The 25,877-nt window shown below is 75.3% G+C and carries 24 protein-coding genes; 16 read left to right on the top strand and 8 right to left on the bottom strand.

Going from position 1 to position 25,877, the window contains the following annotated elements:
- Positions 1 to 228: 228 nt before the first annotated feature.
- Positions 229 to 660 carry a protein-tyrosine phosphatase family protein gene (locus AB0398_RS29260; protein WP_366378651.1) on the top strand — a complete coding sequence of 144 codons (432 nt, stop codon included), beginning with the start codon at positions 229 to 231 and terminating at the stop codon, positions 658 to 660.
- Positions 661 to 681: 21 nt separating this feature from the next.
- Here AB0398_RS29260 and AB0398_RS29255 read toward each other — a convergent pair whose 3' ends face one another.
- Positions 682 to 1,263: a dienelactone hydrolase family protein gene (locus AB0398_RS29255; protein WP_366378650.1), complete on the bottom strand. Its 582-nt coding sequence runs from the start codon at positions 1,261 to 1,263 to the stop codon at positions 682 to 684.
- Positions 1,264 to 1,386: 123 nt separating this feature from the next.
- Positions 1,387 to 1,722, bottom strand: a complete 336-nt coding sequence (locus tag AB0398_RS29250; protein WP_366378649.1) for a hypothetical protein — start codon at positions 1,720 to 1,722, stop codon at positions 1,387 to 1,389.
- A gap of 193 nt (positions 1,723 to 1,915) precedes the next feature.
- Here AB0398_RS29250 and AB0398_RS29245 point away from each other — a divergent pair, with 193 nt between their 5' ends.
- The 5 genes from AB0398_RS29245 (at position 1,916) to AB0398_RS29225 (ending at position 6,931) form a co-directional block, all read left to right on the top strand.
- Positions 1,916 to 3,124 carry an RNA ligase gene (locus AB0398_RS29245; protein ID WP_366378648.1) on the top strand — a complete coding sequence of 403 codons (1,209 nt, stop codon included), beginning with the start codon at positions 1,916 to 1,918 and terminating at the stop codon, positions 3,122 to 3,124.
- Positions 3,125 to 3,126: 2 nt separating this feature from the next.
- A complete protein-coding gene (locus tag AB0398_RS29240) occupies positions 3,127 to 4,044 on the top strand; it encodes an AAA family ATPase (protein ID WP_366378647.1) in 918 nt (305 codons plus the stop codon).
- Between the two features lie 54 nt (positions 4,045 to 4,098).
- Positions 4,099 to 4,803: an RNase H family protein gene (locus tag AB0398_RS29235; RefSeq protein WP_366378646.1), complete on the top strand. Its 705-nt coding sequence runs from the start codon at positions 4,099 to 4,101 to the stop codon at positions 4,801 to 4,803.
- A gap of 287 nt (positions 4,804 to 5,090) precedes the next feature.
- Positions 5,091 to 5,774: a GNAT family protein gene (locus tag AB0398_RS29230; RefSeq protein ID WP_366378645.1), complete on the top strand. Its 684-nt coding sequence runs from the start codon at positions 5,091 to 5,093 to the stop codon at positions 5,772 to 5,774.
- Between the two features lie 95 nt (positions 5,775 to 5,869).
- On the top strand, positions 5,870 to 6,931 hold the full coding sequence (locus AB0398_RS29225; protein WP_366378644.1) for an enoyl-CoA hydratase/isomerase family protein: 1,062 nt from the start codon (positions 5,870 to 5,872) through the stop codon (positions 6,929 to 6,931).
- Between the two features lie 32 nt (positions 6,932 to 6,963).
- Here the strand turns inward: AB0398_RS29225 and AB0398_RS29220 are convergent, their stop codons facing one another.
- The gene (locus AB0398_RS29220; RefSeq protein ID WP_366378643.1) at positions 6,964 to 7,674 is read right to left on the bottom strand and encodes a lysophospholipid acyltransferase family protein; all 711 of its coding nucleotides are present in this window, start codon (positions 7,672 to 7,674) and stop codon (positions 6,964 to 6,966) included.
- Positions 7,675 to 7,888: 214 nt separating this feature from the next.
- On the opposite strand from AB0398_RS29220, the gene AB0398_RS29215 reads away from it, so the two are divergent.
- From AB0398_RS29215 to AB0398_RS29205, 3 genes are all read left to right on the top strand, one after another.
- Positions 7,889 to 8,353, top strand: a complete 465-nt coding sequence (locus AB0398_RS29215) for a hypothetical protein (protein ID WP_366378642.1) — start codon at positions 7,889 to 7,891, stop codon at positions 8,351 to 8,353.
- A 140-nt stretch (positions 8,354 to 8,493) separates the two neighbouring features.
- Positions 8,494 to 10,785, top strand: a complete 2,292-nt coding sequence (gene secD / locus AB0398_RS29210; RefSeq protein ID WP_366378641.1) for a protein translocase subunit SecD — start codon at positions 8,494 to 8,496, stop codon at positions 10,783 to 10,785.
- A gap of 62 nt (positions 10,786 to 10,847) precedes the next feature.
- Positions 10,848 to 11,246 (top strand): DUF6193 family natural product biosynthesis protein, encoded by a 399-nt coding sequence (locus AB0398_RS29205; RefSeq protein ID WP_366378640.1) that lies wholly within the window; start codon positions 10,848 to 10,850, stop codon positions 11,244 to 11,246.
- Positions 11,247 to 11,253: 7 nt separating this feature from the next.
- On the opposite strand, the gene mgt is transcribed toward AB0398_RS29205, so the two are convergent.
- Entirely contained in the window at positions 11,254 to 12,450 is a 1,197-nt protein-coding gene (gene mgt / locus AB0398_RS29200; RefSeq protein WP_366378639.1) for a macrolide-inactivating glycosyltransferase, read from the bottom strand.
- Positions 12,451 to 12,727: 277 nt separating this feature from the next.
- On the opposite strand from mgt, the gene AB0398_RS29195 reads away from it, so the two are divergent.
- The 3 genes from AB0398_RS29195 to AB0398_RS29185 all read left to right on the top strand — a co-directional run bounded on the left by AB0398_RS29195 (position 12,728) and on the right by AB0398_RS29185 (position 16,115).
- A complete protein-coding gene (locus AB0398_RS29195) occupies positions 12,728 to 13,495 on the top strand; it encodes an NPP1 family protein (protein ID WP_366378638.1) in 768 nt (255 codons plus the stop codon).
- Positions 13,496 to 13,579: 84 nt separating this feature from the next.
- Entirely contained in the window at positions 13,580 to 15,565 is a 1,986-nt protein-coding gene (locus AB0398_RS29190; protein ID WP_366378637.1) for an NAD-binding lipoprotein, read from the top strand.
- A 103-nt stretch (positions 15,566 to 15,668) separates the two neighbouring features.
- Complete coding sequence (locus tag AB0398_RS29185) at positions 15,669 to 16,115, top strand: ATP-binding protein (protein ID WP_366378636.1); 447 nt, start codon at positions 15,669 to 15,671, stop codon at positions 16,113 to 16,115.
- A 43-nt stretch (positions 16,116 to 16,158) separates the two neighbouring features.
- Here AB0398_RS29185 and AB0398_RS29180 read toward each other — a convergent pair whose 3' ends face one another.
- On the bottom strand, positions 16,159 to 16,929 hold the full coding sequence (locus AB0398_RS29180; protein ID WP_366378635.1) for a response regulator: 771 nt from the start codon (positions 16,927 to 16,929) through the stop codon (positions 16,159 to 16,161).
- Between the two features lie 106 nt (positions 16,930 to 17,035).
- Here AB0398_RS29180 and AB0398_RS29175 point away from each other — a divergent pair, with 106 nt between their 5' ends.
- Positions 17,036 to 18,643, top strand: coding sequence for a CHASE3 domain-containing protein (locus AB0398_RS29175; protein WP_366378634.1), 1,608 nt, complete (start codon positions 17,036 to 17,038; stop codon positions 18,641 to 18,643).
- Entirely contained in the window at positions 18,640 to 19,842 is a 1,203-nt protein-coding gene (locus AB0398_RS29170) for a fused response regulator/phosphatase (RefSeq protein WP_366378633.1), read from the top strand. The genes AB0398_RS29175 and AB0398_RS29170 overlap by 4 nt, the downstream gene beginning before the upstream one ends.
- 16 nt (positions 19,843 to 19,858) lie before the next feature.
- Here the strand turns inward: AB0398_RS29170 and AB0398_RS29165 are convergent, their stop codons facing one another.
- The gene (locus tag AB0398_RS29165) at positions 19,859 to 20,620 is read right to left on the bottom strand and encodes a class I SAM-dependent methyltransferase (protein ID WP_366378632.1); all 762 of its coding nucleotides are present in this window, start codon (positions 20,618 to 20,620) and stop codon (positions 19,859 to 19,861) included.
- 190 nt (positions 20,621 to 20,810) lie between these two features.
- On the opposite strand from AB0398_RS29165, the gene AB0398_RS29160 reads away from it, so the two are divergent.
- Complete coding sequence (locus AB0398_RS29160; RefSeq protein ID WP_366378631.1) at positions 20,811 to 21,986, top strand: lactate 2-monooxygenase; 1,176 nt, start codon at positions 20,811 to 20,813, stop codon at positions 21,984 to 21,986.
- Positions 21,987 to 22,006: 20 nt separating this feature from the next.
- Here AB0398_RS29160 and AB0398_RS29155 read toward each other — a convergent pair whose 3' ends face one another.
- Complete coding sequence (locus AB0398_RS29155) at positions 22,007 to 23,281, bottom strand: aromatic acid exporter family protein (RefSeq protein WP_366378630.1); 1,275 nt, start codon at positions 23,279 to 23,281, stop codon at positions 22,007 to 22,009.
- 254 nt (positions 23,282 to 23,535) lie between these two features.
- Here AB0398_RS29155 and AB0398_RS29150 point away from each other — a divergent pair, with 254 nt between their 5' ends.
- Complete coding sequence (locus tag AB0398_RS29150; protein ID WP_366378629.1) at positions 23,536 to 24,213, top strand: HAD family hydrolase; 678 nt, start codon at positions 23,536 to 23,538, stop codon at positions 24,211 to 24,213.
- On the opposite strand, the gene AB0398_RS29145 is transcribed toward AB0398_RS29150, so the two are convergent.
- Entirely contained in the window at positions 24,144 to 25,727 is a 1,584-nt protein-coding gene (locus tag AB0398_RS29145; protein WP_366378628.1) for a helix-turn-helix transcriptional regulator, read from the bottom strand. The two genes, AB0398_RS29150 and AB0398_RS29145, sit on opposite strands and share 70 nt — an antisense overlap.
- Positions 25,728 to 25,877: the final 150 nt, after the last annotated feature.

The following is a 25,877-nucleotide window of genomic DNA, read 5'->3' as shown; positions in this document are numbered from 1 at the left end:
GACTCCTCGGTACGGCGACCGCGCGGACGGCTCCCGGAGGCCCGTCCGACGGATCGTGGCCGAGGGGGAGAGGGTCCGCGCCCTGTGTCGATCCTCCGCCCGTGCCCGCCCCCGCACGGTCCACCGGGCGTCCCGGCCCCGGTGCCGGAACGGACGACACCGGGGTCGGCCGAACGGATGATCCCGTCCCCGCCCCGGGAGGGCCTTTCCGGCGGTTACGGTGGCGCGATGACCGAGCTCTGGCAGGAGTCCTCCCCGGGCGTCCTGCGCCTGCCCTCCGGACGTCTGGTCCGCGGCCGGGGCCTGCGCCGCCCGCTGCCCGACGGCCCCGTCCCGACGTACGCCGTGCACCTCCTCGGCCGGACGCCTCCCGAGGTGCCCTGGGAGTCCACCTGGCTGCGCTGGCCGGACTTCCGGCTCCCCGCCGACCGGGACACGGCCCGTGCCGTCCTCGCCGAGGCCCGGGAACGCGCCGCCGGGGAGCGCGTCGAGGTCGCGTGCGGCGGCGGCCGGGGACGCACCGGCACGGCCCTGGCGGTCCTCGCCGTCCTCGACGGGGTCCCGGCCGGGGAGGCGGTCGCGTACGTGCGCCGCCACTACGACCGGCACGCGGTCGAGACGCCCTGGCAGCGCCGCTACGTCCGCCGGTTCACCGTGTGAGGAGGAGCCTCCGGCCGGGGCTCACGCCCCGACGCCGTCCAGGAGGCACAGGGCCCGCTCGGCGCACAGCGCCGCCGCCTCCGGGACGTGGGACGGGGCACCGGACTCCGCGAACAGGTGCGCGGTCCCGGGGTACAGGAAGAGCCGGCGGTCCGCCGCGCCCGCCACCAGCTCGCGCGCCGCCGCCAGGTCCCCCTCGCCGGCGAAGTAGGGATCGGCGTCCATTCCGTGCACCTGCACGGGCACGCCCTCCGGCCAGGCCGCGCCGAACGTGTCGACCGGGACGCAGGCGCTGAACAGCAGGGCGCCGCGCGCTCCGGACCGGGTCTGGGCCAGCTTCTGCGCGGGCAGCACGCCGAGCGAGAACCCGGCGTACACGAGGCCTTCCGGAAGGCCCTCGGCCGCTCGCGCGCCGCGCTCCACGAGCGCGCCGAAACCGATCTCCTGGGCGTGTTCGCCCCCGGCCTCCAGATCCTCGAAGACGCGCCCCTCGTACAGGTCGGGCACGTGGACCGTGTGCCCGGCGCGCCGCAGCCCGTCCGCGAAGGCGCGCACGCCCTCCGTCAGCCCGAGCGCGTGGTGGAAGAGCAGAACCTCGGCCATGTCGTCATCCCCTGGTCGCCGTGCGCGGCCCGCCCCCTCGCGGCACGGACCGTCCCGGGAGGCAGCATGGCGCACGGCACTGACAACGCCCCGGGCCCGGGACTCCCGGCCCGCAGGGGGCCGCTAGCGCTGCGGCCGGTGCGCGACGACGGCGCCCGCCGCCTGGCCCACGACGCCCATGGGACCCGTGACGCCCATCGGGCCGCCCGGGCCCGTCGGAGCCCCGGCACCCATCGGGCCCATCGGACCGCCCGCGCCCATCGGGGCACCGGGGTGCGGCGCGCCCGCGTGCGCGACGCCACCCTGCTGCGGGGCGGGAGCGGCCTGCGGCGGAACCTGGATGACCCGGCTCAGGTCCCGCAGGACCTCCTCCGCGGTCTGGCGGACGTCACCGGGAACATCCCCCCGCTCCCGTATGAGCTCGGCATAGATCGGTGCCGTGCCGTCCGAGTGGTTCATGGGGCTCGCTTCCTTCGTCTGCGCCGGCGTGCGTCACCGACAGGGCGACGGCGAGTCTACGGGGCACCACCGACACGGCCGGGCCCGGGCGCCCGGTCGTCACCCCGACGGACACTTCCCGGTCCGATAATCACTGTTCTCCGCGTCCCTTCCGTCCGAGAATGGATCATCGAACACCACGGGAGGGGACCCCATGAGCCAGGACACCCTGACTCTGCACGACCTGATGACGCCCGACGAGCTCGCCGCCGCCCTCACCGACGGGCACGTGACGCGGAAACCGCATCCCGAGCTGCCGCTGTCGATCTACACGTACACGCGCGCGTGCCAGTACGCCCAGCACTGGAACCGGGCCACCCTCCGCTGCCGCGGCCTCGTCGCCGACGACACCACCGGGCGGATCGTCGGACTGCCCCTCCCCAAGTTCTTCAACCTCGCCGAGCACGCCACCGGCAGCCCCTACGCGCCCCCGCTGCCCGACGAGCCCTTCGAGGTGTACGACAAGGTCGACGGCAGCCTCGCCGTGGTCTTCCACTACGCGGGCCGCTGGCACGCCGCCTCCAAGGGATCCTTCACCAGCTCCCAGGCCGTCTGGGCGCAGCGCCGCCTCGACGCCGCCGACACCACGGGCCTGGCGCCCGGCACCACCTACCTCGCCGAGATGCTCTACCCGGGCAACCGCATCGTCGTGAACTACGGCGAGCGCCGCGACCTCGTCCTGCTCGCCGCCTTCGGCCCGGACGGCACCGAGGTGCCGCTCGCCGAGGCCGCCGCCTCCTGGGCGCCCCTCGGCAGCGTCGTCCGCACCTGGTCCGTCGCCACCCTCGACGAACTCGTCGCCCTCACCGAGTCCAACACCCTGCCGGGCGGACACCCGGCCACCGGCACCGACGCCGAGGGCTTCGTGCTGCGCTTCGCCTCCGGCCTGCGCGCCAAGGCCAAGCTGAGCGAGTATGTCCGCCTCCACAAGGTGCTCACCGGCGTCACCGAGCGGGACATCTGGCGCGGCCACGGCGTCCAGCGCTTCGCCGGACTGCCCGCCGGCCAGGTCGCCAAGGGCCTCGGCTGCGCCGTCGCCGACGTCGAGGCCTCCGGCGGCAAGCCCCTCGACGCCCTCCTGGAACAGGTCCCCGACGAGTTCGACCAGTGGGTGCGCGGGGTGATCGCCCGCCTGGAGGAGACCGTCGCCGAGCGCGGACGGGCCGTCGACGAGGCGTACGCCCGCCTGGCCCACCTCGCCGGCGACCGGGCCGCCTTCGCCCGCGCCGCCGCCGGCCTGTCCGACAAGGGCCTGCGCGCCGCCCTCTTCCTGCGCCTCGACGGGCGCCCGACCGACCTCCTCCTCTGGCGGCAGGTCCGCCCCGAGGCCACCGACCCCTTCGCACACGACCAGGAGAACTGACCGTGCCCGTCGTCCACGTCATGACCGGCCTGCCCGCCTCGGGCAAGACAACGGCCGCCCGCGCCCTGCAGGCCGACGCCGAGGGCCGCGTGCGCCGCGTCAACCTCGACGACCTGCGCACCATGCTCGACCTGCCCGACCCCGAGCGCGGCCGCTCGCACACCCGGGAGCAGACCGTCCTCGCCGTACAGGACGCCGCCGTCCGCGCCGCCGTCGACGGCGGCTTCGACGTCGTCGTCGACAACACCCACCTCACCCCGCACATCCCCAAGCGGCTCAAGGCCGCCGTCGCGGGCCTGGACGTCACCTTCGCCGTCCACGACTTCACCGGCGTGCCCGTCGACGAGTGCGTCCGCCGCGACGCCGCCCGCGAGCGGCCCGTCGGCGAGGAGATCATCCGGATCCTCGCCGACAAGCACGCCAAGGCCACCCGGGGCGGCTGGCGGCTCACCGCCGACTGGCTCAACGACCGCCCGGCCGTCGAGCCGTACGTCGCGGACCCGGCGCTCCCCACCGCCGTCATGTGCGACATCGACGGCACCCTCGCCCTGCGCGTCGACCGGGGCCCGTACGACTTCACCCGCTGCGACCGCGACGCCCTCAACATCTCCGTCCGCGACGCCCTGCGGGCCTTCCGGAACGCCGAGCGCGACCGGATCGTCCTGCTCTCCGGCCGCAGCGAGGACCACCGCGCCCTCACCGAGGAATGGCTCGCCCGCCACGAGGTGCCCTACGACGAGCTGTGGATGCGGGCCTCCGGCGACGGCCGGGGCGACGACCTCGTCAAGGCGGAGCTCTTCGACGCCCACGTGCGCCACCGCTACGCCGTCCGCGTCTCCCTCGACGACCGCGACCGCGTCGTGGCCCTCTGGCGCCGCATGGGCCTGCCCACCTGGCAGGTCAACTACGGCGCCTTCTGACCGGTGGCCCGGGGGCGGCGCCGACCGCCCCCGGCGCCGTGCCAGGATCGTGGGATGGTGGAAAAGATCATCGCGGCGTGCGACGGCGCGTCGAAGGGAAACCCCGGCCCCGCGGCCTGGGCGTGGGTCATCGGCCGGTCCGACGGATCGGTCGACCGCTGGGAGGCGGGCCCGCTCGGCCGGGCGACCAACAACGTGGCCGAACTCACGGCCCTGGAAAGACTCCTGGAGTTCCTCGACCCCGACGCCCCCGTCGAGGTCCGCATGGACTCGCAGTACGCCATGAAGGCGGTCACGACCTGGCTGCCCGGCTGGCGCCGCAAGGGCTGGAGGACCGCCTCCGGCAGCCCCGTCGCCAACAAGGACCTGGTGGTCCGCATCGACGCGCTCCTCACCGGCCGCGACGTCGACTTCGTCCACACCCCCGCGCACCAGGTCGACGGCGACCCCCTCAACGACGCCGCCGACCGCGCGGCCAGCCACAGCGCCCGCACCCAGGAGGCCGCGGGCTCCGACTCCGGATCCCCGCTGCCCCCGCCGGAAGCGCCCGCCAGGGCCTCCGCGCCCCGCTCGCGCTCCTCCGCGCCGTCCGGCTCCCGGACCGGGTCCGCGAGCGCCTCCGCCACCCGCCGGACACGCCCGTCCGGCGGCACGCTCAAGGCGAGATTCGCGGGCCGCTGCCGCTGCGGCAAGGCCTACGACAAGGGCGAGACCATCAGCAAGAACCCCGACGGCTGGGGCCATCCCACCTGCGTCTGAACGGCCGGGCCGTCCGACTGGCGGGCGGCCCCGTCCGTTGCTTGAGACCGGCGCGACCGGGGCGCGCGAGAGGCTTCACCCACCCGTGTACGCGGGTTCGTCCGGGGTTCTGTTCTCCGAGCGGCCGGGGCTGCATACTGTCCTCCTCGCACCGGTGACGAACCGCTCTCACCTGCTCATTCGTCGTTCTCACGACATGGTCGGCACCGGCGAGAACCTCCCTCCAGCTACCGCCGCGGACTCTCCGTGACGGGAGCCTCCCCTGCCCGTGAAAGACCCGAGGTTCCGTGCCAGTACCTGTTCTCCTGACCGGGCGCTCCGTGCGCCTGGAGCCGCTGGCGATGCGGCACGCCGAAGCCCTCGCCCGGGCCGGCGGGGCGGACCGATCGGCCTACGCCTTCACCCCCGTTCCCGACGGCCTCGAATCGGCCCTCGACTACATCGCCCGCGCCCTCGCTGACCAGGCGGCGGGCCGTTGCCTGCCCTTCGCCGTGGTCAGTACCGCCGACGAACGGGTCGTCGGCTCCACCCGCTTCCTCGAACTCGACTACTGGCGGGGCCCGCTGGTCTGGCCCCCCGTCCCCGGCATGCCCCACGGCGATCCCCTGACCGCCGTCCCGGACGCCGCCGAGATCGGCAACACCTGGATCGCGGGCGCCGCCCGGGGCACCGGCATCAACACCGAGGCCAAGTACCTCATGTTCCGGCACGCCTTCGAGGTCTGGGGGGTCCGGCGCCTCACCCTGCGCGCCGACGCCCGCAACACCCGCTCCAGGATCGCGATCGAACGCCTCGGCGCGACCTGCGAGGGCGTCCGCCGCGCCCACTCCCGCGGGCTCGACGGCGCCGTCCGCGACACGGCCTTCTACTCGATCCTCGACGACGAATGGCCCGCCGTCCGCGACATCGTCGAACTCCGCATGTCCGCTCCGCGCCAGGTCCGCGTCCCCCAGGACCTGCTCCCGGCCTGAGGCCCGCGACCGCCGCCCCGGCTCCCCGGGGCGGCGGTCGCATGCGCCCCGGTACGGTGGCCGGGACAGCGAGCCGTACCGCCCGAAGGGACCGAGTGACCGTGCCGACCGGAACCACCGACGTACTCCTCCGGACGGAGGGCCGCGCCGGGTTCGTCACCCTGAACCGGCCCCGCGCCATCAACGCGCTCACCCACGCGATGGTCCTCGCCGTCGACGAGGCCCTCACCGCCTGGGAGCACGACCCGGCCGTCGAGACGGTCGTCATCGACGGCGCGGGCGAGCGCGGCCTGTGCGCGGGCGGCGACATCCGCGCCATCCACGACGACGCCCGCGCCGGAGGCACCGCGTCCGCCGCCTTCTGGCGGGACGAGTACCGGCTCAACGCCCGGATCGCCCGCTACCCCAAGCCGTACGTCGCCCTCATGGACGGCATCGTCATGGGCGGCGGCGTCGGCGTCTCCGCCCACGGCTCCCACCGCGTCGTCACCGAACGCTCCAAGGTGGCCATGCCCGAGACCGGCATCGGCTTCGTCCCCGACGTCGGCGGCACCCACCTCCTCGGGCGCGCCCCCGGCGAACTAGGCACCCACCTCGCCCTCACCGGGAGCCCCGTCGGGGCCTCCGACGCGATCCTCACCGGCCTCGCGGACCGGTACGTTCCCGCCGCCGAACTCCCCGCCCTGGCCGAGGACCTGGCGCTCCTGCCGGCCGACGAGGCCCTCGCCCGCCACGCCGCCACGCCCCCGCCCGGCCTCCTGGCCGGGCAGCGGGAGTGGATCGACGCCTGCTACGCCGCCCCGACCGTCGCGGAGATCGTCGAGCGCCTCTTCGACACCGGCGTGCCCGCCGCCAAGGAGGCGGCCGCCACCCTCCTCACGAAGTCCCCGACCGCCCTCGTGACGACCCTGGCCGTCCTCCGCCGCTCCCGCGCCCTCGCCACCCTGGAAGAGGTCCTGGACCTGGAGTACCGCGCCTCCTGTGCCGCCCTGACCACCCACGACCTCGTCGAGGGCATCCGCGCCCAGGTCGTCGACAAGGACCGCGACCCGCACTGGAACCCCGCCGCCCTCGACGCCGTCACGGACGCGGACGTCGCCCGCTCCTTCGCCCGGCCGCCCGGCGGCGACCTCGGCCTGGCCGCCGGGGAGCGATAGACCGGGCGCCCGCGAAGCGGTCCCGGGAGGCCTCAGCCCCGGCGCCGACGCGCCCGAGGCGCCTCGACAGGCCTCCCGCAGGTGCCGAGGGCTGCCGGTTCCCCCAGGGCCCCGGCCGCCGTCCGCCAGGCCTCGGTGACGGCCCCGTGCGCGAGCGCCGTCGCCTCGGCCACGTCGGCGGGCAGCGTCAGCGGCGCCCCGATGTGGACGTGCAGGCCGGGCCTGCGCACCGGCGCCGTGAGCACCCCGGCGAGCTGCTTCGCCCGCCCGCCGGAGGTGATCCGCCGCGCCCCCGCCTGACCGATCGGCACGACCTGCGCCCCGGTGGCCAGGGCAAGCCGGGCGAGCCCGGTCCGGAACGCCTCGGGCGGGTTCTCGGCGGAGTCCCGGCGCGGCGGTATGCGCCCCTCCGCGTACAGCATCACGTGCCGCCCCGACGCGAGCGCGACCGCCGCCCGGTCGAGGGCGGCCGCGGCGTGGGCCGTGCCCCGGTGCACGGGCACGTATCCCTCGCGGGTGAGCGCCCGGCCGAGGACCGGGATCCGCCAGAGCCCCGAGGCGGCCATCAGGACGGGCTCGACCGCGAGGTGCCCGCGGAGCGCGGCGAGCACGAGCGCCGGGTCCGCGAGCGAGGTGTGGTTCGCGACCAGGATGCTGCCGGGCGCGAGGCGCGCCCCCGGGTCGGCGGTGACGGTCAGTCGCCCGAAGAACGGGACGACGCGGGCGGCGATGCGGCTGAGCACGGACGGGCCCCCTGGAGCCGAGGACGATGCGCTGACCCCGTCATCGTCGCGGGACCGGGGCGGCCCCGGCATGAGCGGACGTACTCAGCCGTCGTACTCAGGACGGGAGTCGGGGAGCCCGTGAGCCGGTGGCCGGGTGGTTTCCCCGCCGGTCTACGCTGAGCCCCGGAGGCCCGGGACGACGGGGCGGCACGGACGGGGGAGGTGCGGGGCGGTGGAACGTTCCGCACGACGGCTCGCGACCCTGGTGCCCGCCCTGCTCTGCGTCCTCTGGTCCCTGATCCTGACCCCGGCGGCCTCCGCCGCGGACCCGACCGCGGCCCCGGCGACCCACACGACCCCGGCCCGTACGGTCCAGGGCCCCACCGGCCCGACCCCCGGGGACCCGAAGCCGAACCGGGCCCCGGCGGACCGCGCCGCCCCGGCACCCGCCCCCGCCCACCGCCTCGCGCCGCCGGAGCCGCACCTCGCGCCCGCCGCCGTCGTGGGGCTCCCGGCCGTCGTCGAGTACTCCGTGCGGTTCCCGGCGGTGCCCGCCGCCCCCGCGGCCGTGCCCGTCGACCTCTCCCTCCCCCCGCGCGGCCTCCTCGCCGGCGATCCCCGCCGCGAGCGGGCGCCGCCCGGCGGTCCCCACGTCCCGAGGGACCCCAGGGGCCCTCCCTCCACCCGGCACAGCTGACGTTCCTCCGCGTCGCCGTCCGGGCCATCGGCATGTCCACGGACCGGTCGCCGACGCGCACCCGACCGTACGTCCGGCACGGGAACGGCCCGCGCCCCCTCCGGGGCGGCGCCCGCCCGTGCGCTGCCTGTGGAGTACCCATGTCCTCTCGTGCCGTGCTGTGGCGCGCGCTCCTCGCGCTCGCCGTCGTCGCGCTCTCCCTCTGGATCACCCTGACCACCCCGCCCCGCCTCGGACTCGACCTGCGCGGCGGCACCCGCATCGTCCTCCAGACCGAGGACGGCCCCGTCACCCGCGCCGACGCCGCGGCCACCGACCGCGCCCTGGAGGTGCTCCGCAAGCGCGTCGACGGCCTCGGCGTCGCGGAACCCTCCCTCGCCCGCTCCGGCGAGCGCCGCATCGTCGTCGAACTCCCCGGCCTGCGCGATCCGCGCCAGGCCGCCGAGACCATCGGCCGCACGGCCCAGCTCACCTTCCACGCCGTCACCGGCGAGGCGGAGGGACCGGCCGGACCGCCCGCCGCCGGCGGCACGCGCGTCCTCGCCGACCCCGACGCGCCCGGACGCTTCCTCGCCCTGGCCGCCCCCGCCCTCACCGGCGACGGGGTCGAGAACGCGGAGGCCGCCCTCGACACCACGAGCGTCCGCGGCTGGACCGTCGACCTCTCCTTCCGCGACCGGGCCGCGGGCGACTGGGCGCGGATCACCGGCGCCGCCGCCTGCGCGTCCCCCGGGGACCCGGCCCGCAGGGTCGCCGTCGTCCTCGACGACCGGATCGTCTCCGCGCCCGGCATGCAGACCGGCGTCCCCTGCGGGGCGGGCATCGGCGGCGGCTCCGCGCAGATCACCGGCGGCTTCTCCGCCCAGGAGGCCCGCGACCTCGCCGCGCTCGTCCGGGGCGGCGCGCTGCCCGTCCCCGTGACGACGGTCGAGCAGAGCACCGTGGGCCCGACGCTCGGCGCGGAGGCGATCCGGGCCAGTGCCCTGGCGGCGCTGATCGGCCTCGCCTGCACCGGCCTCTTCGTCATCGCCGTCTACCGGCTCCTCGGCCTCCTCGCCACCGCCGCCCTCCTGCTGTACGGCCTGATCTCGTACGCCGCCGTGGTCGCCCTGGGCGCCACCCTCACCCTGCCCGGCCTCGCCGGCTTCGTCCTGGCCGTCGGCATCGCCGTCGACGCCAACGTCCTGGTCTTCGAACGGGCCAGGGAGGAGTACGCGGCCCTGGGCCGGTCCGCCGGGCGCGATCTCCGGCGGCCGGTCACGACGGCGTTCGGCAAGGTGTGGAGCGCGGTCGCGGACTCCCACATCACCACGCTGCTCGCCGCCGGACTGCTGTTCGCCTTCGCCACCGGACCGGTCAAGGGCTTCGGCGTGACGCTCGCCGTCGGCGTCGTGACCTCGCTCCTCACCGCCATGGTGATCACCCGGCTCCTCGCCGACCTGACGCTCCGGCTGCCCGTCGTGCGCAGGCGGCCGGCGGTGACCGGCATGGCGGAACTCGGCAGGCTGCGGACCCGGCTCACCCGCCGCGTCCCGCGCCTGACGGCCCACCGCCGCCGCTGGCTGACCGGCTGCGCCGGGCTCCTCCTCGTGGCCCTCGCCGGGATCGGCGTCCGGGGCGTTGAGCTCGGCGTCGAGTTCACCGGCGGCCGGGTCGTCCGGTACGCGGCCGACCGCCCGGTGGACGCCGACGCGGCCCGCGCCGCCGTCACGGCCGCCGGCTTCCCCGACGCCGTCGTGCAGACCACCGGAGACGGGGACGTGTCGGTACGGGTGAAGGAGACCGGCGACGGCGGGCAGCGGGAGATCCGGGAGGCGCTCACCGGGGTCGCCGGACCGGTGACGGTGGAGCGCGACGACCTGATCGGCCCGAGCCTGGGCGGCGAACTGCGCACCCACGCCCTGCTCGCGCTCGGCCTGGCGGTCGCGGCGCAGCTCCTCTATCTGACGGTGCGGTTCCGCTGGACGTACGCGACGGCCGCCGTCGCCGCCATGACCCAGGACGTCCTCCTGGTGATCGGTCTGTTCGCCTGGCTGGGCAAACCGATGGACAGCGTCTTCCTGGCCGCGCTCCTGACCGTCGTCGGCTACTCGGTGAACGACTCCGTGGTGGTGCTCGACCGGCTGCGGGAGCTGCGGCGGCGCGGCGGCCGCGTACCGCTGCCCGACCTGGCCGACCGGGCGGTCGCCCAGACCCTTCCGCGCACGGTCAACACCGGCATGGGCGCGCTCTTCGTCCTGGTGGCGCTCGCCGTCCTGGGCGGCGACTCGCTGGAGGACTTCTCGGTCGCGCTGCTCGCCGGCGTCGTCCTCGGCATGGCGTCCACCGTCTTCACCGCCATCCCGCTGGCCGTGACCCTGGAGACCCGCCACCCGGCCCCCGCTCCGGCACCGGCGCCGGTGAAGCGCCGCCGTACGGGCGCCGTCGTCTGACCCGTTCCCCGTCGCTCCGTCGCCCCGCCGTCCACGGCGGGGCGACGGGGGAGAATCAGGCCATGACGACGAACATCCCGAGCGACTCCGTCGTGGAGGCGGCGTGGCGCGAACTGCTCGCCTCCGACCGGGTGAGCGCCGATCTGGTCGCGGCGGCGTACGCCGAGCCGCGGCTGCGGCGGCTCTTCCCCTGGACCGGCATGTGGGAACTGCACTTCAGCCGCTGCACCGAGCAGCGCTGGACGTGGGACGTGCCCTACATCGGTCCGACGGCGGCCGGCCCGGACCACACCGGGCCGTACTACGTCGAGGGCCCCGCGCGGTCGCGGAGGATCGGCGAGGCCGGCACGGCGCGGGAGGCGGTCGCCATGGTCGTCGAGCGCCTCCCGCCCGGCTGCGGCCCGGCCTTCGTCGGCACGCCCGCGGAACTCGCCGCGTGCGAGGGCGGGAAGGAGAGCTGACCGCCCGTCACCCCGGCAGTTCGGCCTCGATCAGGTCGGCGGCCCGCCGCGTGCCGCCCTCGCGGGCCATCGACTCCTGGATCTCGCGCGAGCGGCGGGCCACCTCGGGGTCGTCGACGAGCGCGAGGACGGACTCCCGCAGCAGTTCGGGGGTCACCTCGCCCATCGGCAGGTGCCGTGCCACGCCCAGGGACTGGAGCATCTCGGCGTTCCCGAACTGGTCGGCGGCCAGGGGCACGGCCACCATGGGGGTGGCGGTGGACAGGCCCTCCTGGCTGCCGCCCGCGCCCGCGTGGGTGACGAAGGCGTCGGCCTGCCGCAGGATCGCCAGCTGGGGCACCCAGGTGTGCACCTCCACGTTGTCCGGCAGGGCGCCGAGTTCGGCCGGGTCGACGAACTTCCCGATCTGCAGGACGAGGTGCCAGCCCGGCAGGCCGCCGAACGCCTCGACGCAGGCCCGGTAGAAGTCGGGCTGCTTGGTGAAGGCGGAGCCCAGGGAGACCAGGAGCACCTTCTCCGCGCCGTCCGGCCGCCGCCACTCGCCCTGGTCGGCGCGCTCGCCCTGGCAGGCGCCGACGAAGGTGTACACGGACTCGTCGACCCGGTCGGCCTGCGGCTGGAGGGCGCGCGGGATGAGGACGATCGCGCGGCGCGGACGGGCGACGAACCGGTCCGGCGGGGTGTCGATGCCGTGCTCGGCGAGCCACTCCTCGAACCGGGCGAAGTACGCCTTGCCGCGCGGCGAGGCCTTGAGCTCGGCGTACATCGGCTCGGCGACCTCCTCCTCGTACCCCTCCCACGGCACGAGGTTCGGCCAGAGGGAGACGGCGGGGACGCCCCACGTGTGGGCGAGGACGCGGGCCGGGTACGAGGTGATGTCGTGGAGCACGAGGTCCGGCCGGTCCCCGTCGAAGGCCTCGGCGAGCTGGGGGAGCGCCTGCACGGCGTCGTTCAGGAACGGCTCGATGTTGTCGATGAGTTCGGTGCCCCAGGCGTCCGGGTCCTCGTCGGTCGGCAGCGTCGAGGTGTAGACGACCGGGGTGGCGCCGGCCTCCGTGACCTTCGCGGCGAAGGACTCGGGGACGGCGTAGCTGACGCGGTGGCCCCGGGCGACGAGTTCGCGGATGACCTCCAGGCTCGGGTTCACGTGGCCGTGGGCGGCGATCGAGAACATGGCGATGTGTGCGGGGGATGGGGTGATCATGAGTCCACCTTGAACGAGACGATACGTATCGTCTAGCAATTTTGTCCTGAGCCCCCAGTCTGCCGGACCGCCCGTCGAACGGAGTTCACCCGGGAGTGCGGTCCACGCCTCCCTATATTGACGTGGCCATGCCACGATGACGCGTACCGCGCGGCGCACCCGGCGCCGTACGCCCTCGCGCCGGGTGCTCGCGCACGCCGTACGACCCCGCACACCGCGTGCTCCCGCGCGCCGTACACCCCGCACACCGCCGTCGTCCGACCCGAAGGGGACGCAGTTGAAGACACCCGCGTACGCCGCCCGGGGCGCCCTCGCCCTCGCCGGCGCCCTCGCGCTGGTCATCGCCCTCCCGGGCAGCGCGCTCGCCGCACCGCCCCCCGCCCTGCCCGGCAACGCCGACGCCCTGGAACGGGCCTTCCAGCCGGCCTTCGACTACGACACGGACGGCTGCTACTCCACCGCCGCGATCGGTCCCGACGGCACGCTCAACGGCGGCCTCAAGCCGTCCGGCGCCCTCAACGGCCAGTGCCGCGACGCCTCCGACCTCGCCGGCACCAACGGGTACTCCCGCGCGAAGTGCAACAACGGCTGGTGCGCGATCCTCTACGGCCTCTACTTCGAGAAGGACCAGGCGGTGTCCGGCAGCGGCCTCGGCGGACACCGCCACGACTGGGAGCACGTCGTGGTGTGGGTGCGGAACGACCGGGCGGAGTACGTCTCCACCTCCGCCCACGGGAACTTCGACACCTACGCCCGCGACCGGATCCGCTGGGACGGCGACCACCCCAAGGTCGTCTACCACAAGGACGGCATCGGCACCCACTGCTTCCGCCCCGCCAGCGCCAACGACGAACCGCCCGAGAACCACCGGCAGACCTGGCAGTTCCCGGCCCTGGTCGGCTGGAACGGCTATCCCGCGGGCATCCGCGAGAAGCTCGTCGCGGCCGACTTCGGCAGCGCGCACTTCGGCCTCAAGGACGGCAGCTTCGCCGCCCACCTCGCCAAGGCCAAACCCGCCGGGATCACCTTCGACCCGAACGGCTGACCCGTGTCACCCCGGACGATCACGAAGGGATGAATCCACGGCGATGACGCCCCGCCGGACACGGCGGGGCGCCACGCTGCCGACGTGCGCAGAGAAGGCAGCAAGGCCGTTCCCGGACAGCGGAACGCCGCACGGCGACCCGGCGCGGACCGGGCCGCGGACACCACGGCCGCCCGGCCCCGGCGGGCCCACCCCGCCCCCTCCGCGGAGGCGCGCCTCCGCTACTGGTTCGACACCACCCTCGCCCGCGGCATACCGGCCCTCTGCGGCTGGCTCGCCCTCGGCTGCCTGGCCCTCGTCGTCCCCGTCAGCGCCCTCCTCGTCTGGACCGACCAGCAGGCCCCCGCCACCCTCGGATCGAGGATCGCGGCGGTCTGGCGCAGCACCGGACAGACCATGCGCCTGGGCGGCGAGGTCGGACCGCCCCTGCGCGTCCTCCTGTCCGTGCTCCTCGCCCTCATCGCCCTCCTGTACGTCTCCACCCTGGTCAGCCTCATCACCACCGGACTCACCGACCGGCTGATGGCCCTCGACCGGGGCCGGGCCGCGATCCTGGAGCGCGGCCACACCGTCGTCCTCGGCTGGTCCGAGCAGATCCCGACCGTCGTCTCCGAACTGGTCGCCGCCCGCACCGACCGGCGCCGCCGCGTCATCGCGGTCCTCGCCGACCGGGACAAGGCCGCCATGGAGGAGGACCTCGCCACCACCGCCCGCGCCACGGGCCGCGCCCGCGTCCTGTGCCGCACCGGCCGGCCCACCGACCCCGCCGTCCTCGCCCGCGTGAGCCCGGCCACCGCGGACTGCGTCCTCGTCCTGCCCCGCGACGACCCCCGGGACGACGCCGAGACCGTCAAGACCCTGCTCTCCCTCTCGGCCGCCCTGGGGGAGGACCGGCGGGTCCGCGTCGTCGCCGCCGTGCGCGACGACCGCCACCTCGCCGCCGCCCGGCTGGCCGGCGGCCCCCGGACCACCGTCCTGGACGTGGACGACATCTCGGCCCGGCTCGTCGTCGACTGCGCCCGGCAGCCCGGACTCTCCCTCGTCCACCAGGAACTCCTCGACTTCGCCGGACACGAGTTCCACACCCTGCGCGACCCCGTCCTGCCCGGCCTGACCTTCGAGGAGGCCGCCGGGGCCTGCCCGGAGTCCGTCGCCGTCGGCATCGCCCACGACGACGGCACCGTGACCCTCAACCCGCCCCTGTCCACCCGGTTCCGGGAGGGCGACGGCCTCCTCGTGATCGCCCGGGACGAGCACTCCACCCGGCTGTCCGACCTCCCCGTGCCCCACGACCCGAGGGCCCTCACCCACGCGCCGGCCCCGGTCCCCGCCCCGGCCGAGCGCGTCCTCCTCCTCGGCTGGAACCGCAGGGCGCCCCGGATCGTCGACCAGCTCTCACGGCGCACCCCGCCCGGCTCGACCCTCGACGTCGTGGCCGGACCGCGCGCCGCGACGGCCGCCGCCGTCCGGTCCGCCGCCGAAGCCCTCGCCCCCCGCATGCCGGTGCGCCACCACCCCGGGGACCCCGCGCTGCGGTCGACGACGGACGCCCTCGACCCCACCGGCTACGACGTCGTGATCGTGCTCGGCCCCGACCCCCGGCCCGGCCGCGGCGAACCGGACGACCGGACCCTCGTCACCCTCCTGAACCTGCGGGCCCGGGAGGAGGAGAGCGGCCGTCAGGTGCCCGTCGTCACCGAGATGACCGACGACCGCAACCGGCTGATCGCACCCCGGCCCGCCGGGGCCGACTTCGTCGTCAGCGGCAGGCTCATCGGGCTCCTCATGACCCAGATCTCCCAGAACCCGCACCTGACCGCCGTGTTCGAGGAACTCCTCTCCCCGGCCGGCAACACCCTCCACCTCCGCCCGGCCGCCCACTACGTCACCACCGGGCGGACGGCGTCCTTCGCCGCCGTCGCCGCGTCGGCCGCCCGCCGCGGCGAATGCGCCATCGGCTACCGCTCCGCGACCGCCTCCGGCCACGGGATGCGCATCAACCCGCCCAAGGCCCGCGTGCGGTACTGGCACGCACGGGACCAGGTCGTCCTCATCGCACCGGGCGACTGACACCGCCCCGGCCGGACCACCCCGCTCCACCACGCCGGAGAACACCTATGGTGGACACGACTTCATGGCGGGCGGACGCGCGCGTGAACACGGGGGGAAGACGATGACGACGACGGCCGACGCCGACGGAGACGACTGTGCCCTGCCCGAGGACGACCTCAGGCAGGTCGGATACGCCTGGGACGAGGGCGAGGGGCTGGTGGCCGAGGCCCGCGACCGCGCCACCGCGTTCCTGGAGAAGGCCCGCACCGTCTGGGGCGTGCCCGTGTCCGAGCGCGCGGAGGAACTCACCCGGCTCGTCGTCAGCGAGCTGGTCACCAACGCCCGCAGACACGCCCCCGGCCCGGTCCTGCTGCAACTGCGCATCGGGGCCGGGACCGTGGACGTCGTGGTGTGGGACAGCGAGCCCACGGTTCCGGCGGCCCATGCCGCCGATCCGGACCGGATCGGTCAGCACGGGCTGGAGATCGTCAAGGCCGTCGCCCGGGACCTCCACATCCGGCGGGAACCGGTCGGCAAGCGCGTCACCGCCCGCGTCGACCTGGCCTGAACCCGCCCCGGACGTCCTCTCCCGGATGTCCTCTGCCGGACGGTCAGGGGCGCGGCCGCGCCGCGGTGTCGAGGTAGAAGGCGTCGATGCTCTGGACGGCCCGCTCGAACTCCTCCAGGTTGACCGGCTTGGTCACGTAGGCGTTGGCGTGGCTGCTGTACGCGCCGGTCACGTCGTCGGGCGCCGTCGACGTGGTCAGGACCACCACGGGGATGGTCTGGAGATCCTCGTCGGACTTGAGGACCTTCAGCAGCTCCCGGCCGTTCATCCGGGGCATGTTCAGGTCGAGGACGATGAGGTCGGGCCGGGCGGCGTCCGGGGCGCGCAGGTGCTCCAGGGCGGCGACCCCGTCGGTGACCTGGACCAGGTTGCGGGCCCCGCGCTCGGAGAGTGCCTCCTCGATGAGCATGGCGTCGGCGACGTCGTCCTCGACGAGCAGGACGTCGAAGGGGCGGGCGGGGGTGGTCATGATGGGTTGCTCCGTGGGTTTGTCGTATGAGTGGTCGAAGAGCCCCGGCCAGCGGCGACGGGCGCCCTGGCGGGTCATGCCGCAGGCCGCGCCGAGCTGCGGATAGCCGGCTCCCGCGCGGGCGCCGGCCACGACCGCTTCCTGCTGGAGCCGCTCGGCGGCCTTCTGGACGTGGTCCAGGACGTGGAGCAGGGCCAGGGCCCGCGCACGGTCGTCCGGTGCCGGACGCGAGGGATCGTTCAGGAGCCGACGGACGAGGCGCTGCGCGAGCTCGTCGACCGCCGCGTCCGCCGCGGCGGCCGTTTCCTGCGGAGTGGTCCGCAACACGAAGTTCTTGCCTGGCACACCGGCACTCTAGGTCCCCGGGAGGCCTGGCGACAACAACCGTTGTCGCCCATTACAGTGATCGCGCCGCACTTTCGGCGGCCGTCGCAGCAGAGGAGTCAGCACCATGACCGTCGAGGGGAAGCGACCGCGCGAGCGGGGACTGTCCACATGGACGACCCGGCGGTGGCTTCGCGTGGGCGCGGCCGTCTCCCTGGTCGTCCTGACCCTGCTCGGGGTGACGGGGGGCTGGATCCTCCTGCGCACCGAGACGCTCAGCAAGGAACTCGTGGACGTGCGGTCCCCCGCGCTGACCGCGGCGACCCGCCTGGAATCGGCGGTCCTCAACCAGGAGACCGGGATCCGCGGCTACGGCCTGACCGGCACCCCCGACTTCCTCACTCCCTACCGGGAGGGAGTCGCCGAGCAGGAGTCGCGGACCGCGCAGCTCTCCGGGCTCCTGGCCGGCGACCGGGCCGCCCTGGCCGACCTCGCGACCGTACGGGACGCCGTGGCCGTGTGGCAGGAGCGGATCGCGCGGCCGGTGGCCGCCGCGCCGCCCGGCTCGCCCTCGCCGCTGGCCGCCGAGCGGGCGACGGAGGGCAAGGAGGCCTTCGACGCGGTCCGCGCCGCCCTGGACGAGCAGCAGGAGCGACTGCGGGCGGACCGCGTCCGGACCAGGGACGACCTCATGAACACGATGGGCGTCCGCAACTGGGTGTTCGGAGCCATCGCGGCGCTCATCGTCGTGCTGACGACCCTGATCTTCGAAGGGCTGCGCCGGGGCATCAACGAACCCCTCGACCGGCTCGGCTCGGACGCCCGGACCATCGCCGGCGGCGACTTCGAGCACCCCATCACCCCGTCCGGCCCCGCCGACCTGCGGCGCCTCGGCGAGGAGATCGACTCCATGCGCCGGCGCCTGGTGCGGGAACTGGCCTTCACCGAGGAGGCCCGCATGCGCCTCGACGCGCAGGCCGCGGACCTCCAGCGCTCCAACGCCGAACTGGAGCAGTTCGCGTACGTGGCCTCCCACGACCTCCAGGAGCCGCTGCGCAAGGTCTCCAGCTTCACCCAGCTCCTCCAGCGGCGCTACGGAGGACAGCTCGACAGCCGGGCCGACCAGTACATCGACTTCGCCGTCGACGGGGCGAACCGCATGCAGGTCCTCATCAACGACCTGCTCGACTTCTCCCGCGTCGGGCGCCTCCACAACGCCCACCAGAGCGTCGACCTGGACGACGTCCTGGAGCGGACCCTGTCCGCGCTGAGCGTCGGCATCGAGGAGGCCGGAGCGGTGATCACGCACGACCCGCTGCCGGCCCTGGTCGCCGACCCCACCCAGATGGGGATGCTCTGGCAGAACCTGATCGGCAACGCCGTGAAGTTCCGCCGCCCCGACGAGGCGCCGCGGATCCACGTCACGGCGGCCCGGGAGGGCGAGCTGTGGCGGTTCACCGTCACCGACAACGGCATCGGCATCGCCCCGGAGTACGCCGACAAGGTCTTCGTGATCTTCCAGCGGCTGCACACCAAGGACGTCTACTCCGGCAGCGGCATCGGCCTCGCGATGTGCAAGAAGATCGTCGAGTTCCACGGCGGCGCCATCGCCGTCGACACCGATTACCGCGACGGGGCGCGCATTACCTTCACCCTGGCGCCCGAACCGCCGGAGACGCCCGGCCGTTCCGCCGTGCCGCAGGCCGTCCCCGCGGGCGCGGAGCGGACGAGATGAGCGCGACCGCGAGCGGCCGGGGCACGGCGCCCCACGAGCCGACGTACCGCATCCTCCTGATCGAGGACGACCTGGGCGACGCCCTGCTCGTCGAGGAACTCCTCCACGACACCGGGCTGCGGTTCGAGCTGACCACCCGGACCACCCTGGCCGAGGCCCGCGCCGAACTGGCCGGCGCCCCGATCGACTGCATCCTCCTCGACCTGCACCTGCCGGACGTGTCGGGCACCGACGCGGTCACCGCGGTGCGGGCCGCGGCCCCCCAGACCGCGGTCATCGTCCTGACCGGCCTCGCCGAGGCGCAGGCGGGCCCCGACGCCATGGCCGCCGGTGCCCAGGACTACCTCGTCAAGGGCAAGGTCGAGGCGGACCTGCTGCACCGGACGGTCCGCTACGCCGTCTACCGCAGCGAGACCGAGCGCGCCAACTCCGAGGCCCAGGCCGCCCGGCTGCGGGCCGAGGAGAACGCGCGCCTGGAGCGCGGCCTGCTGCCCCAGCCGATCCTCGACACCTCCGCGGTGCGGGTGACCTCCCGCTATCTGCCGGGCGCCACCCTGGCCCTGCTCGGCGGTGACTTCCTCGACGTGGTGGAGGGCGACGACGGGCTGCTGCACGCCGTCGTCGGCGACGTCAGCGGACACGGACCCGACGCCGCCGCCCTCGGCGTCTGTCTGCGGATCGCCTGGCGCTCCCTGGTGCTCGGCGGGCACCGCGGCGACGACCTGCTGCACCTGATGGAGCGCATCCTGCTCGCCGAACGCGGCGGCCAGCAGATGTTCGCCACCTGCACCCTCCTCACGCTCGACCAGAACACCGCGACCGCCACCCTCCACCTCGCCGGCCACCATGAGCCCCTCCTCACCACGCCCGGGGGGACCCGGGAGCTGGAGGCCGAGCACGGCATCGCCCTGGGCATCTTCCCCGGACCGCACCTCTGGCCCGCCACGGTCGTCCCGCTCCCCGCCACCGGCGCCCTGACCCTCTACACCGACGGACTCACCGAGGGCCACAGCGGGACGGCGAACGAGCGGCTCGGCGTCGAAGGACTGCTCGACCTGATCGCGACCCTGCCGTCGGACGACCCGGCCGTCCACGTCGACCTCCTCATCAAGGAGACCCACGAACGGAACGCCGGCCGGCACTCCGACGACCTCGCCGTCCTGCGCCTCGACTGGGGGATCCCGCCGGCGCGCTCCTGAGCGGGGCCCGCGCCCGTCACGCGGCGGGCCGGCGCGCCTCGATCAGGGTCCGGGCGGAGTGGGCGACGAACGGCCCCTCCGCCCGGATCCGCGCGTCGAGGTCGCGCAGCCGTGGGAGATGGGCGTCGATCGTGAACCCGGGCACGATCCAGATCACCTTGCGCAGGAACCAGACGACCGCGCCGACGTCGTGGAACTCCATCCGCAGCCGCTCGGTGCGCAGGTCCACGACGTCGAGTCCGGCCGCCCGCGCCGCCGCGGCCTCGTCGTCGGGGTGGCGCGCCCGGGCCGCCTCCGGCTGCGGACCGAGGAAGTGCTCCACCACCTCCCAGACGCTGGCGGGCCCGACGTGCTGGGCGAGGTAGGTGCCGCCCGGACGCAGGACGCGGGCGATCTCCGACCACCACACGGTCGCCGGGTGCCGGCTGGTGACGAGGTCGAAGGCGGCGTCGCCGAAGGGCAGCGGCGGCTCGTCGGGGTCGGCGACGAGCACCACCCCGCGCGGGTGGAGGAGTCCGGTGGCCCGGGCGACGTTCGGGGGCCACGACTCGGTGGCCGCCATCGTCGGCGGCAGCACCGGCACCCTGGCCAGGACCTCGCCGCCGCCCGTCTGGATGTCGAGCCCGGCCGAGGCGGTGGCGAGCCGTTCGGCGAGGAGCCGGTGGTAGCCCCAGGAGGGGCGCCGCTCGGTGGCCCGTCCGTCGAGCCAGGAGAAGTCCCAGCCGTCGACCGGGGCCGCGGAGGCCTCCGCCACGAGTTCTTCGAAGGTGCGGGTCATCCCCTCATCATCACGTCCGGTCCCAGGGCCTCGCACCCGCATAAACCACCACGTGAGGGCGCGAGCCTCTCACAACGCCCTGCTCCGGCCGCTCCCGCCCCATGGTCACGGAGGCCCGCGACGGGCACCCTGGACGGCACCACGGCGGGCGGCCCGGGCGCCCGCCCCCTGACGTGAAAGGGCGGAGTCCATGCCCCCGCACTTCGGCGACTACCAGAACGAGATCTACTTCGAGGGCCTCTTCGGCACCGTCCCCCCACTGCCGATGACCTTCGCCGAACTGGAGTCGAAGGCGCGGGCGGCCCTGTCGCCCTCGCTGTGGTCGTACGTGGCCGGCGGCGCGGGCGACGAGCACACCCAGGAGGCCAACGCCACGGCCTTCCGCGCCTGGGGGCTCGTCCCGCGCATGATGGTGGGCGCCGCGCGGCGCGACCTCTCGGTCGACCTCTTCGGCACGACGCTGCCCTCGCCGCTGTTCATGGCGCCCGTCGGCGTCATAGGCCTCTGCGCCCAGGACGGACACGGCGACCTGGCGACCGCCCGCGCCGCCGCCCGCACCGGCGTGCCGATGATCGCCTCCACGCTCACCGTCGACCCCCTGGAGGACGTCGCCGCCGCACTCGGCGACACCCCCGGCCTCTTCCAGCTCTACACGCCCACCGACCGGGACCTCGCGGAGAGCCTGGTGCACCGCGCCGAGGCGGCCGGCTTCCGGGGCATCGTCGTCACCCTCGACACCTGGATCACCGGCTGGCGCCCCCGCGACCTCGCCACCAGCAACTTTCCCCAGCTGCGTGGGCACTGCCTGGCCAACTACACCTCCGACCCCGTCTTCCGGGCCCGGCTCCCCAAGCCCCCCGAGGAGGACCCGCGCGCCGCCGTCGTGGAGTGGGCCGGGATCTTCGGCAAGCCGCTGGTCTGGGACGATCTCGCCTGGCTGCGCTCCCTCACCGACCTGCCGATCCTCCTCAAGGGCATCTGCCACCCCGAGGACGTCCGCCGCGCCCGGGACGGCGGTGTCGACGGCATCTACTGCTCCAACCACGGCGGGCGCCAGGCCAACGGCGGCCTGCCCGCCCTCGACGCCCTGCCCGGGGTGGTCGCCGCCGCCGACGGTCTGCCGGTCCTCTTCGACTCCGGCGTCCGCACCGGGGCCGACGTCGTCAAGGCCCTGGCCCTCGGCGCCACGGCGGTCGGCGTCGGCCGCCCGTACGCGTACGGACTCGCCCTCGGCGGTACGGACGGCGTCGTCCACGTCCTGCGCTCGCTCCTTGCCGAGGCCGACCTGATCATGGCCGTCGACGGCTACCCCACCGTCGGCGACCTGCGCGCCGACGGGGCACTGCGGCCCGTACGGCCCGTCTGAACCGTGCTCCGGGAGGGGCTTCAGGAGGAGCGGCGCGCGCGGCCCGCCAGGGAGGCGACCTTGCGCCGCCGCTCCTCGCGCAGGCGCGTGTGCCGGTCCAGCTCCTCCATGAGCCGGCGGCCCCGGTGGCCCGGGTCCAGCTCGTTCAGGACGCGGTCGATCTCGGCGAGGAGGGCGCCGTACAGCTGCCAGCGGCCCGCGTCGTCCACCGCCTCCGCCCTCAGCATCCCGGCGGCCCGGTCGCGGGCCTCGCGAGCCGCCTCCAGCTGCTCGGCGAGCCGGTTCTCCGCCGTCTCCGCGCCGGAGCTGGAGTGCGAGGTGACGAGGACCGCGAAGCTCACCAGGGTGTCCCCGAGGTGCCGCACCACCTCCTGGAGGGTGCGGGACGTCTCAGGGCGGAAGAGCACCGCCCCGTCCCGCTCCCGCGCCAGGTCGGTCAGGGTGCGGGTGAGGACCCGCAGCACCACGGCGGAGATCTCCAGGGTGTCCAGCCCCGTCCGCAGCACGATCCGGTGCAGCAGCCCCTCCTTCACGCGCGGGTTCAGCCGCAGGCTGTCCTCCGCCTGCCGCAGGGCCGCGTCCACGTCGGCGACGTCGTTGTCGAGGCGCCGCGCCTCGTAGAGCCGCGCCGCCGCCAGATCCACGGACGACGGCCCGTCGAAGTCGCCGAACGGATCGGGTTCGGCGGGGACGTCCGGGTCTGTGAGCTCCTCGCCCAGACCGAGGAGCAGCTGCCGCATCCGCCGGGCCAGGTCCACGATCGAGTCCCCGGCGGTGTCCACCCAGACCGGCGGCACGAGCACCATGTTGAACACCATGCCCACGATCGCGCCGATCAGGGTCTCCAGGACGCGGTCCCAGGCGGTGTTCGCCACCTGGGTGACCCCGAGGACCAGCATCGCGCTGATCGCCACCTCGGCGACGAACTCCTCCACCCGCACGAACCGGCCCACCACGAGGGCCGCCAGGATGACCAGCGCGAGGCTCCACCACGTCAGACCGACGAGGACGCTGAACGCGATGGCGATCAGCACGCCGACGACGACGGAGTTCACCCGCCGCAGACTCGTCACCAGCGTCGAGTACAGCGTCACCTGCACCACGAGCAGCGCCGTCAGCGGCGCGGTCAGCGGCGCCGGCTCGGAACTGAGCTGGAGGGCGACGACGTACGAGATCGTCGCCGCCGCGGTGGAACGCAGGGTCTGGACCACGAAGGGGTCCCGCCGCTGGCGCTCCCACCACCGCCACAGGCGCCCTTGGCGCAGCGAGGCGAGCGATACGGAGCGGTGGGGCATGAAGTACTCCTCCTCCGGTCGGTGAGGGACGCGTCCCGGGCCGGGCGCGATCTTGTGCGCGCCTACCCGCCCGTCGCCTTCGCACCGCGATGCTCCGTGGTGCCGCCCCGCGAAGGCGCGCCGACGCGCCGACGGGCCCCGAGGAATCCCGCGGGCGGGGAGGCGGCCGGGGCGGCGACTGAAAGGAGGCGTTCCGGGTAGCCGCCGGGTGCCCTTCCCGCACCACATCCGCGCCCCGTGAGGAGATCCCGACCATGGACCGCGACCGCGCAGCCCTCTTCGACGTCGACGGAACCCTGGCCGACACCAACCACCTGCACGCCGTCGCCTGGTGGGAGGCGCTGCGCCAGGGCGGCCACCGGGTGACCACGCACGCCGTGCACCGGGCCATCGGCCTCCCGGGCGGACGGCTCCTCGACCACCTGCTCGGACAGGACCGCGACCGGTCGGACGACGAACGCCTCAGCACCGCGCACGACACCCTCTACGGGACGTACTTCGAGCGGCTCCAGGCCTTCGACGGAGCCGCCGACCTGCTGCGGAAGCTCGCGGGCGACGGCTGGAAGGTGGTCCTGGTGACCTCGGCCAAGAGCCGCGAGCTGACGGCCCTGCGCCGGGCGATCGACGCGGACGACGCGCTCACGGACACCGCCACCTCCGACGACGTCGACGAGGGCAAGCCCTCCCCCGACCCCGTCGAGCACGCCCTCTCCCTCGTGGACGTGCCCGCCGACCGGGCCGTGTTCGTCGGCGACAGCGTCTGGGACATGAAGGCCGCCCGCCGCGCCGGGGTGACCGTCGCCGGGCTGCTGTGCGGCGGCATTCCCGAGGCCGACCTGACCGGAGCGGGCGCCGTCGCCGTCTACGACGACCCGGCCGACCTCCTCGCCCGGCTCGACACCAGCCCCTTCGCCTCCGTACCGCCCTCCTGAGCCGGGGCCGGGTGATCGGGGCGGGCCATCCCCGGGAGCTCGACCCGGGAGCGGATGCCCAGCCGGGCGAAGACCCCCCGGAGGTGGTGGTCGACCGTGCGCGGGCTCAGCGTGAGCCGGTCGGCGATCTCCCGGTTGGTGGCCCCCTGCGCGGCGAGCCGGGCGATCCGCTGCTGCTGCGGCGTGAGCAGGCCCCACGCCGTCCGGTCGGCGGTCCCGCCGCCCGCGCCGCCGGTGGCGCGCAGCTCGGACCGGGCCCGGTCGGCCCAGCCGTCCGCCGCCGCCCGCTCGAAGGTGACGAGCGCGTCCCGCAGCGGCCCCCGCGCCGCGCCCGGCCGCCGCCGGCGCCGCAGCCACGTCCCGTACGCCAGGAGGGTCCGGGCCCGCTCGAAGTCGTTGCCGCAGCCGTCGTGGCGGCGGACGGCCTCGCCGAACCAGTACGCCGCCCCCTTGCCCTCCCCGCCTGCCGCGCCCTGCGCGAGCAGCGCCCGGCAGCGGGCCAGCAGGGCCGGCGCCGGACCGTCGACGCCCTGCGCCGCCCACACCGCGTACTCCCCGGCCGCCGCCCCTGCCTCGGCCGCCCGCCCCGAGGCCACGGCCGCCTCCACGAAGCAGGGCACCACCAGCATCCGCAGCGCGAAATGACCGCCCCGGGGCCCGGCCCGCACGAGCGGGGCGAGCCGCGCGGCCGCCTGCGCGGCCAGACCGCGCCCCAGCTCGCCCCGGGCCAGCGCCCACTCCGCGAGCGTCGCCGCCTGGGCGAGGCCGTGCGGGCGGGCCGTGCCGAGGGCGAGCTCCGCGTGCTCCGCCACCGCCGGCCCGTCGCCCGCCACCGAGGCCGCCAGGGCCAGTACGGCGTGCTGGTGGGCGGCCGCGTTCCGCTGCCCCGTCAGCTCCGCCGCCGCCAGCCCCTCCCGCGCGGTGCGCGCGGCCCTGCTGTACCGCCCGTCCCGCAGCTCGGCGTACGCGAGGTGTTCGAGGGCGCGCGGCAGCAGGGCCGTGCGGTGCTCCGCCCGGGCCCGGGCGAGCGCCCGGGCGTGGATCCGGGCCGCCGCCGCGGTGTCGCCGAGCACCAGCGCGGCCGACCCCGCCCGCAGCAGCAGCCGGGGATCGTCCTCGGCGCCGTCCCGCGCCACCACCCGCGCCAGGGCCGGGCGGGCCTCGTCGAGCCGTACGGCCAGGGCGGCGCCCAGCCCGTCGAGGAAGTCGCGCTCCGTGCCCCCGGCGTCCCCGCCGCAGCCGAGGGCGGCCAGGCACGCGCCGACGTCACCCCCGGCCCAGGCGGCCTCCATCGCGAGGAACCGCGCGTCGGACGCCTCGGCGGGCGCCCGGTCCCGCAGCAGCTCCGCCGCCCGCAGGAGGGCCTCGTGCGCGTCCATGACCGGCCCGTCCGCCAGCGCCGCCAGACCGCGCACGAGGTGCGAGCGGCCCCGGACCACGGGGGTGAGGGCGCGTACGGCGGCGGGCGGTCCGAGCCGGTCGGCGCGGTGGCGCTCGCCCCGGGCGCGCGCCACCCCCCGACGGGCCGGCCCGGGCGCGCCCCCCCCCCCGGGGCCCCCGGGGGGGGCCCCCCCCCGGGGGCCCCCCCCGCTTCGGGGCGGATCGGTCCGGGGACCGGTCAGCCCTTGAAGCACTCCTTCTCCGTGCCCCGGTGCAGGGACAGG

The sequence above is a fragment of the Streptomyces sp. NPDC086147 genome (assembly GCF_040702165.1).
Lineage (GTDB): Bacteria > Actinomycetota > Actinomycetes > Streptomycetales > Streptomycetaceae > Streptomyces.
The sequence above is the reverse complement of the archived record's forward strand: the minus strand, read 5'-3'. Positions and strand labels throughout refer to the sequence as shown.

What these genes read in the sequence shown, in the direction of transcription:
- AB0398_RS29255 (WP_366378650.1), bottom strand. Translation starts at nt 1,263, where the DNA reads ATGGCCGAGGTTCTGCTCTTCCACCACGCGCTCGGGCTGACGGAGGGC.
- AB0398_RS29260 (WP_366378651.1), top strand. Translation starts at nt 229, where the DNA reads ATGACCGAGCTCTGGCAGGAGTCCTCCCCGGGCGTCCTGCGCCTGCCC.
- AB0398_RS29175 (WP_366378634.1), top strand. Translation starts at nt 17,036, where the DNA reads ATGACCGTCGAGGGGAAGCGACCGCGCGAGCGGGGACTGTCCACATGG.
- AB0398_RS29155 (WP_366378630.1), bottom strand. Translation starts at nt 23,281, where the DNA reads ATGCCCCACCGCTCCGTATCGCTCGCCTCGCTGCGCCAAGGGCGCCTG.
- AB0398_RS29170 (WP_366378633.1), top strand. Translation starts at nt 18,640, where the DNA reads ATGAGCGCGACCGCGAGCGGCCGGGGCACGGCGCCCCACGAGCCGACG.
- AB0398_RS29165 (WP_366378632.1), bottom strand. Translation starts at nt 20,620, where the DNA reads ATGACCCGCACCTTCGAAGAACTCGTGGCGGAGGCCTCCGCGGCCCCG.
- AB0398_RS29160 (WP_366378631.1), top strand. Translation starts at nt 20,811, where the DNA reads ATGCCCCCGCACTTCGGCGACTACCAGAACGAGATCTACTTCGAGGGC.
- AB0398_RS29205 (WP_366378640.1), top strand. Translation starts at nt 10,848, where the DNA reads ATGACGACGAACATCCCGAGCGACTCCGTCGTGGAGGCGGCGTGGCGC.
- mgt (WP_366378639.1), bottom strand. Translation starts at nt 12,450, where the DNA reads ATGATCACCCCATCCCCCGCACACATCGCCATGTTCTCGATCGCCGCC.
- AB0398_RS29185 (WP_366378636.1), top strand. Translation starts at nt 15,669, where the DNA reads ATGACGACGACGGCCGACGCCGACGGAGACGACTGTGCCCTGCCCGAG.
- AB0398_RS29245 (WP_366378648.1), top strand. Translation starts at nt 1,916, where the DNA reads ATGAGCCAGGACACCCTGACTCTGCACGACCTGATGACGCCCGACGAG.
- AB0398_RS29250 (WP_366378649.1), bottom strand. Translation starts at nt 1,722, where the DNA reads ATGAACCACTCGGACGGCACGGCACCGATCTATGCCGAGCTCATACGG.
- AB0398_RS29235 (WP_366378646.1), top strand. Translation starts at nt 4,099, where the DNA reads ATGGTGGAAAAGATCATCGCGGCGTGCGACGGCGCGTCGAAGGGAAAC.
- AB0398_RS29150 (WP_366378629.1), top strand. Translation starts at nt 23,536, where the DNA reads ATGGACCGCGACCGCGCAGCCCTCTTCGACGTCGACGGAACCCTGGCC.
- secD (WP_366378641.1), top strand. Translation starts at nt 8,494, where the DNA reads ATGTCCTCTCGTGCCGTGCTGTGGCGCGCGCTCCTCGCGCTCGCCGTC.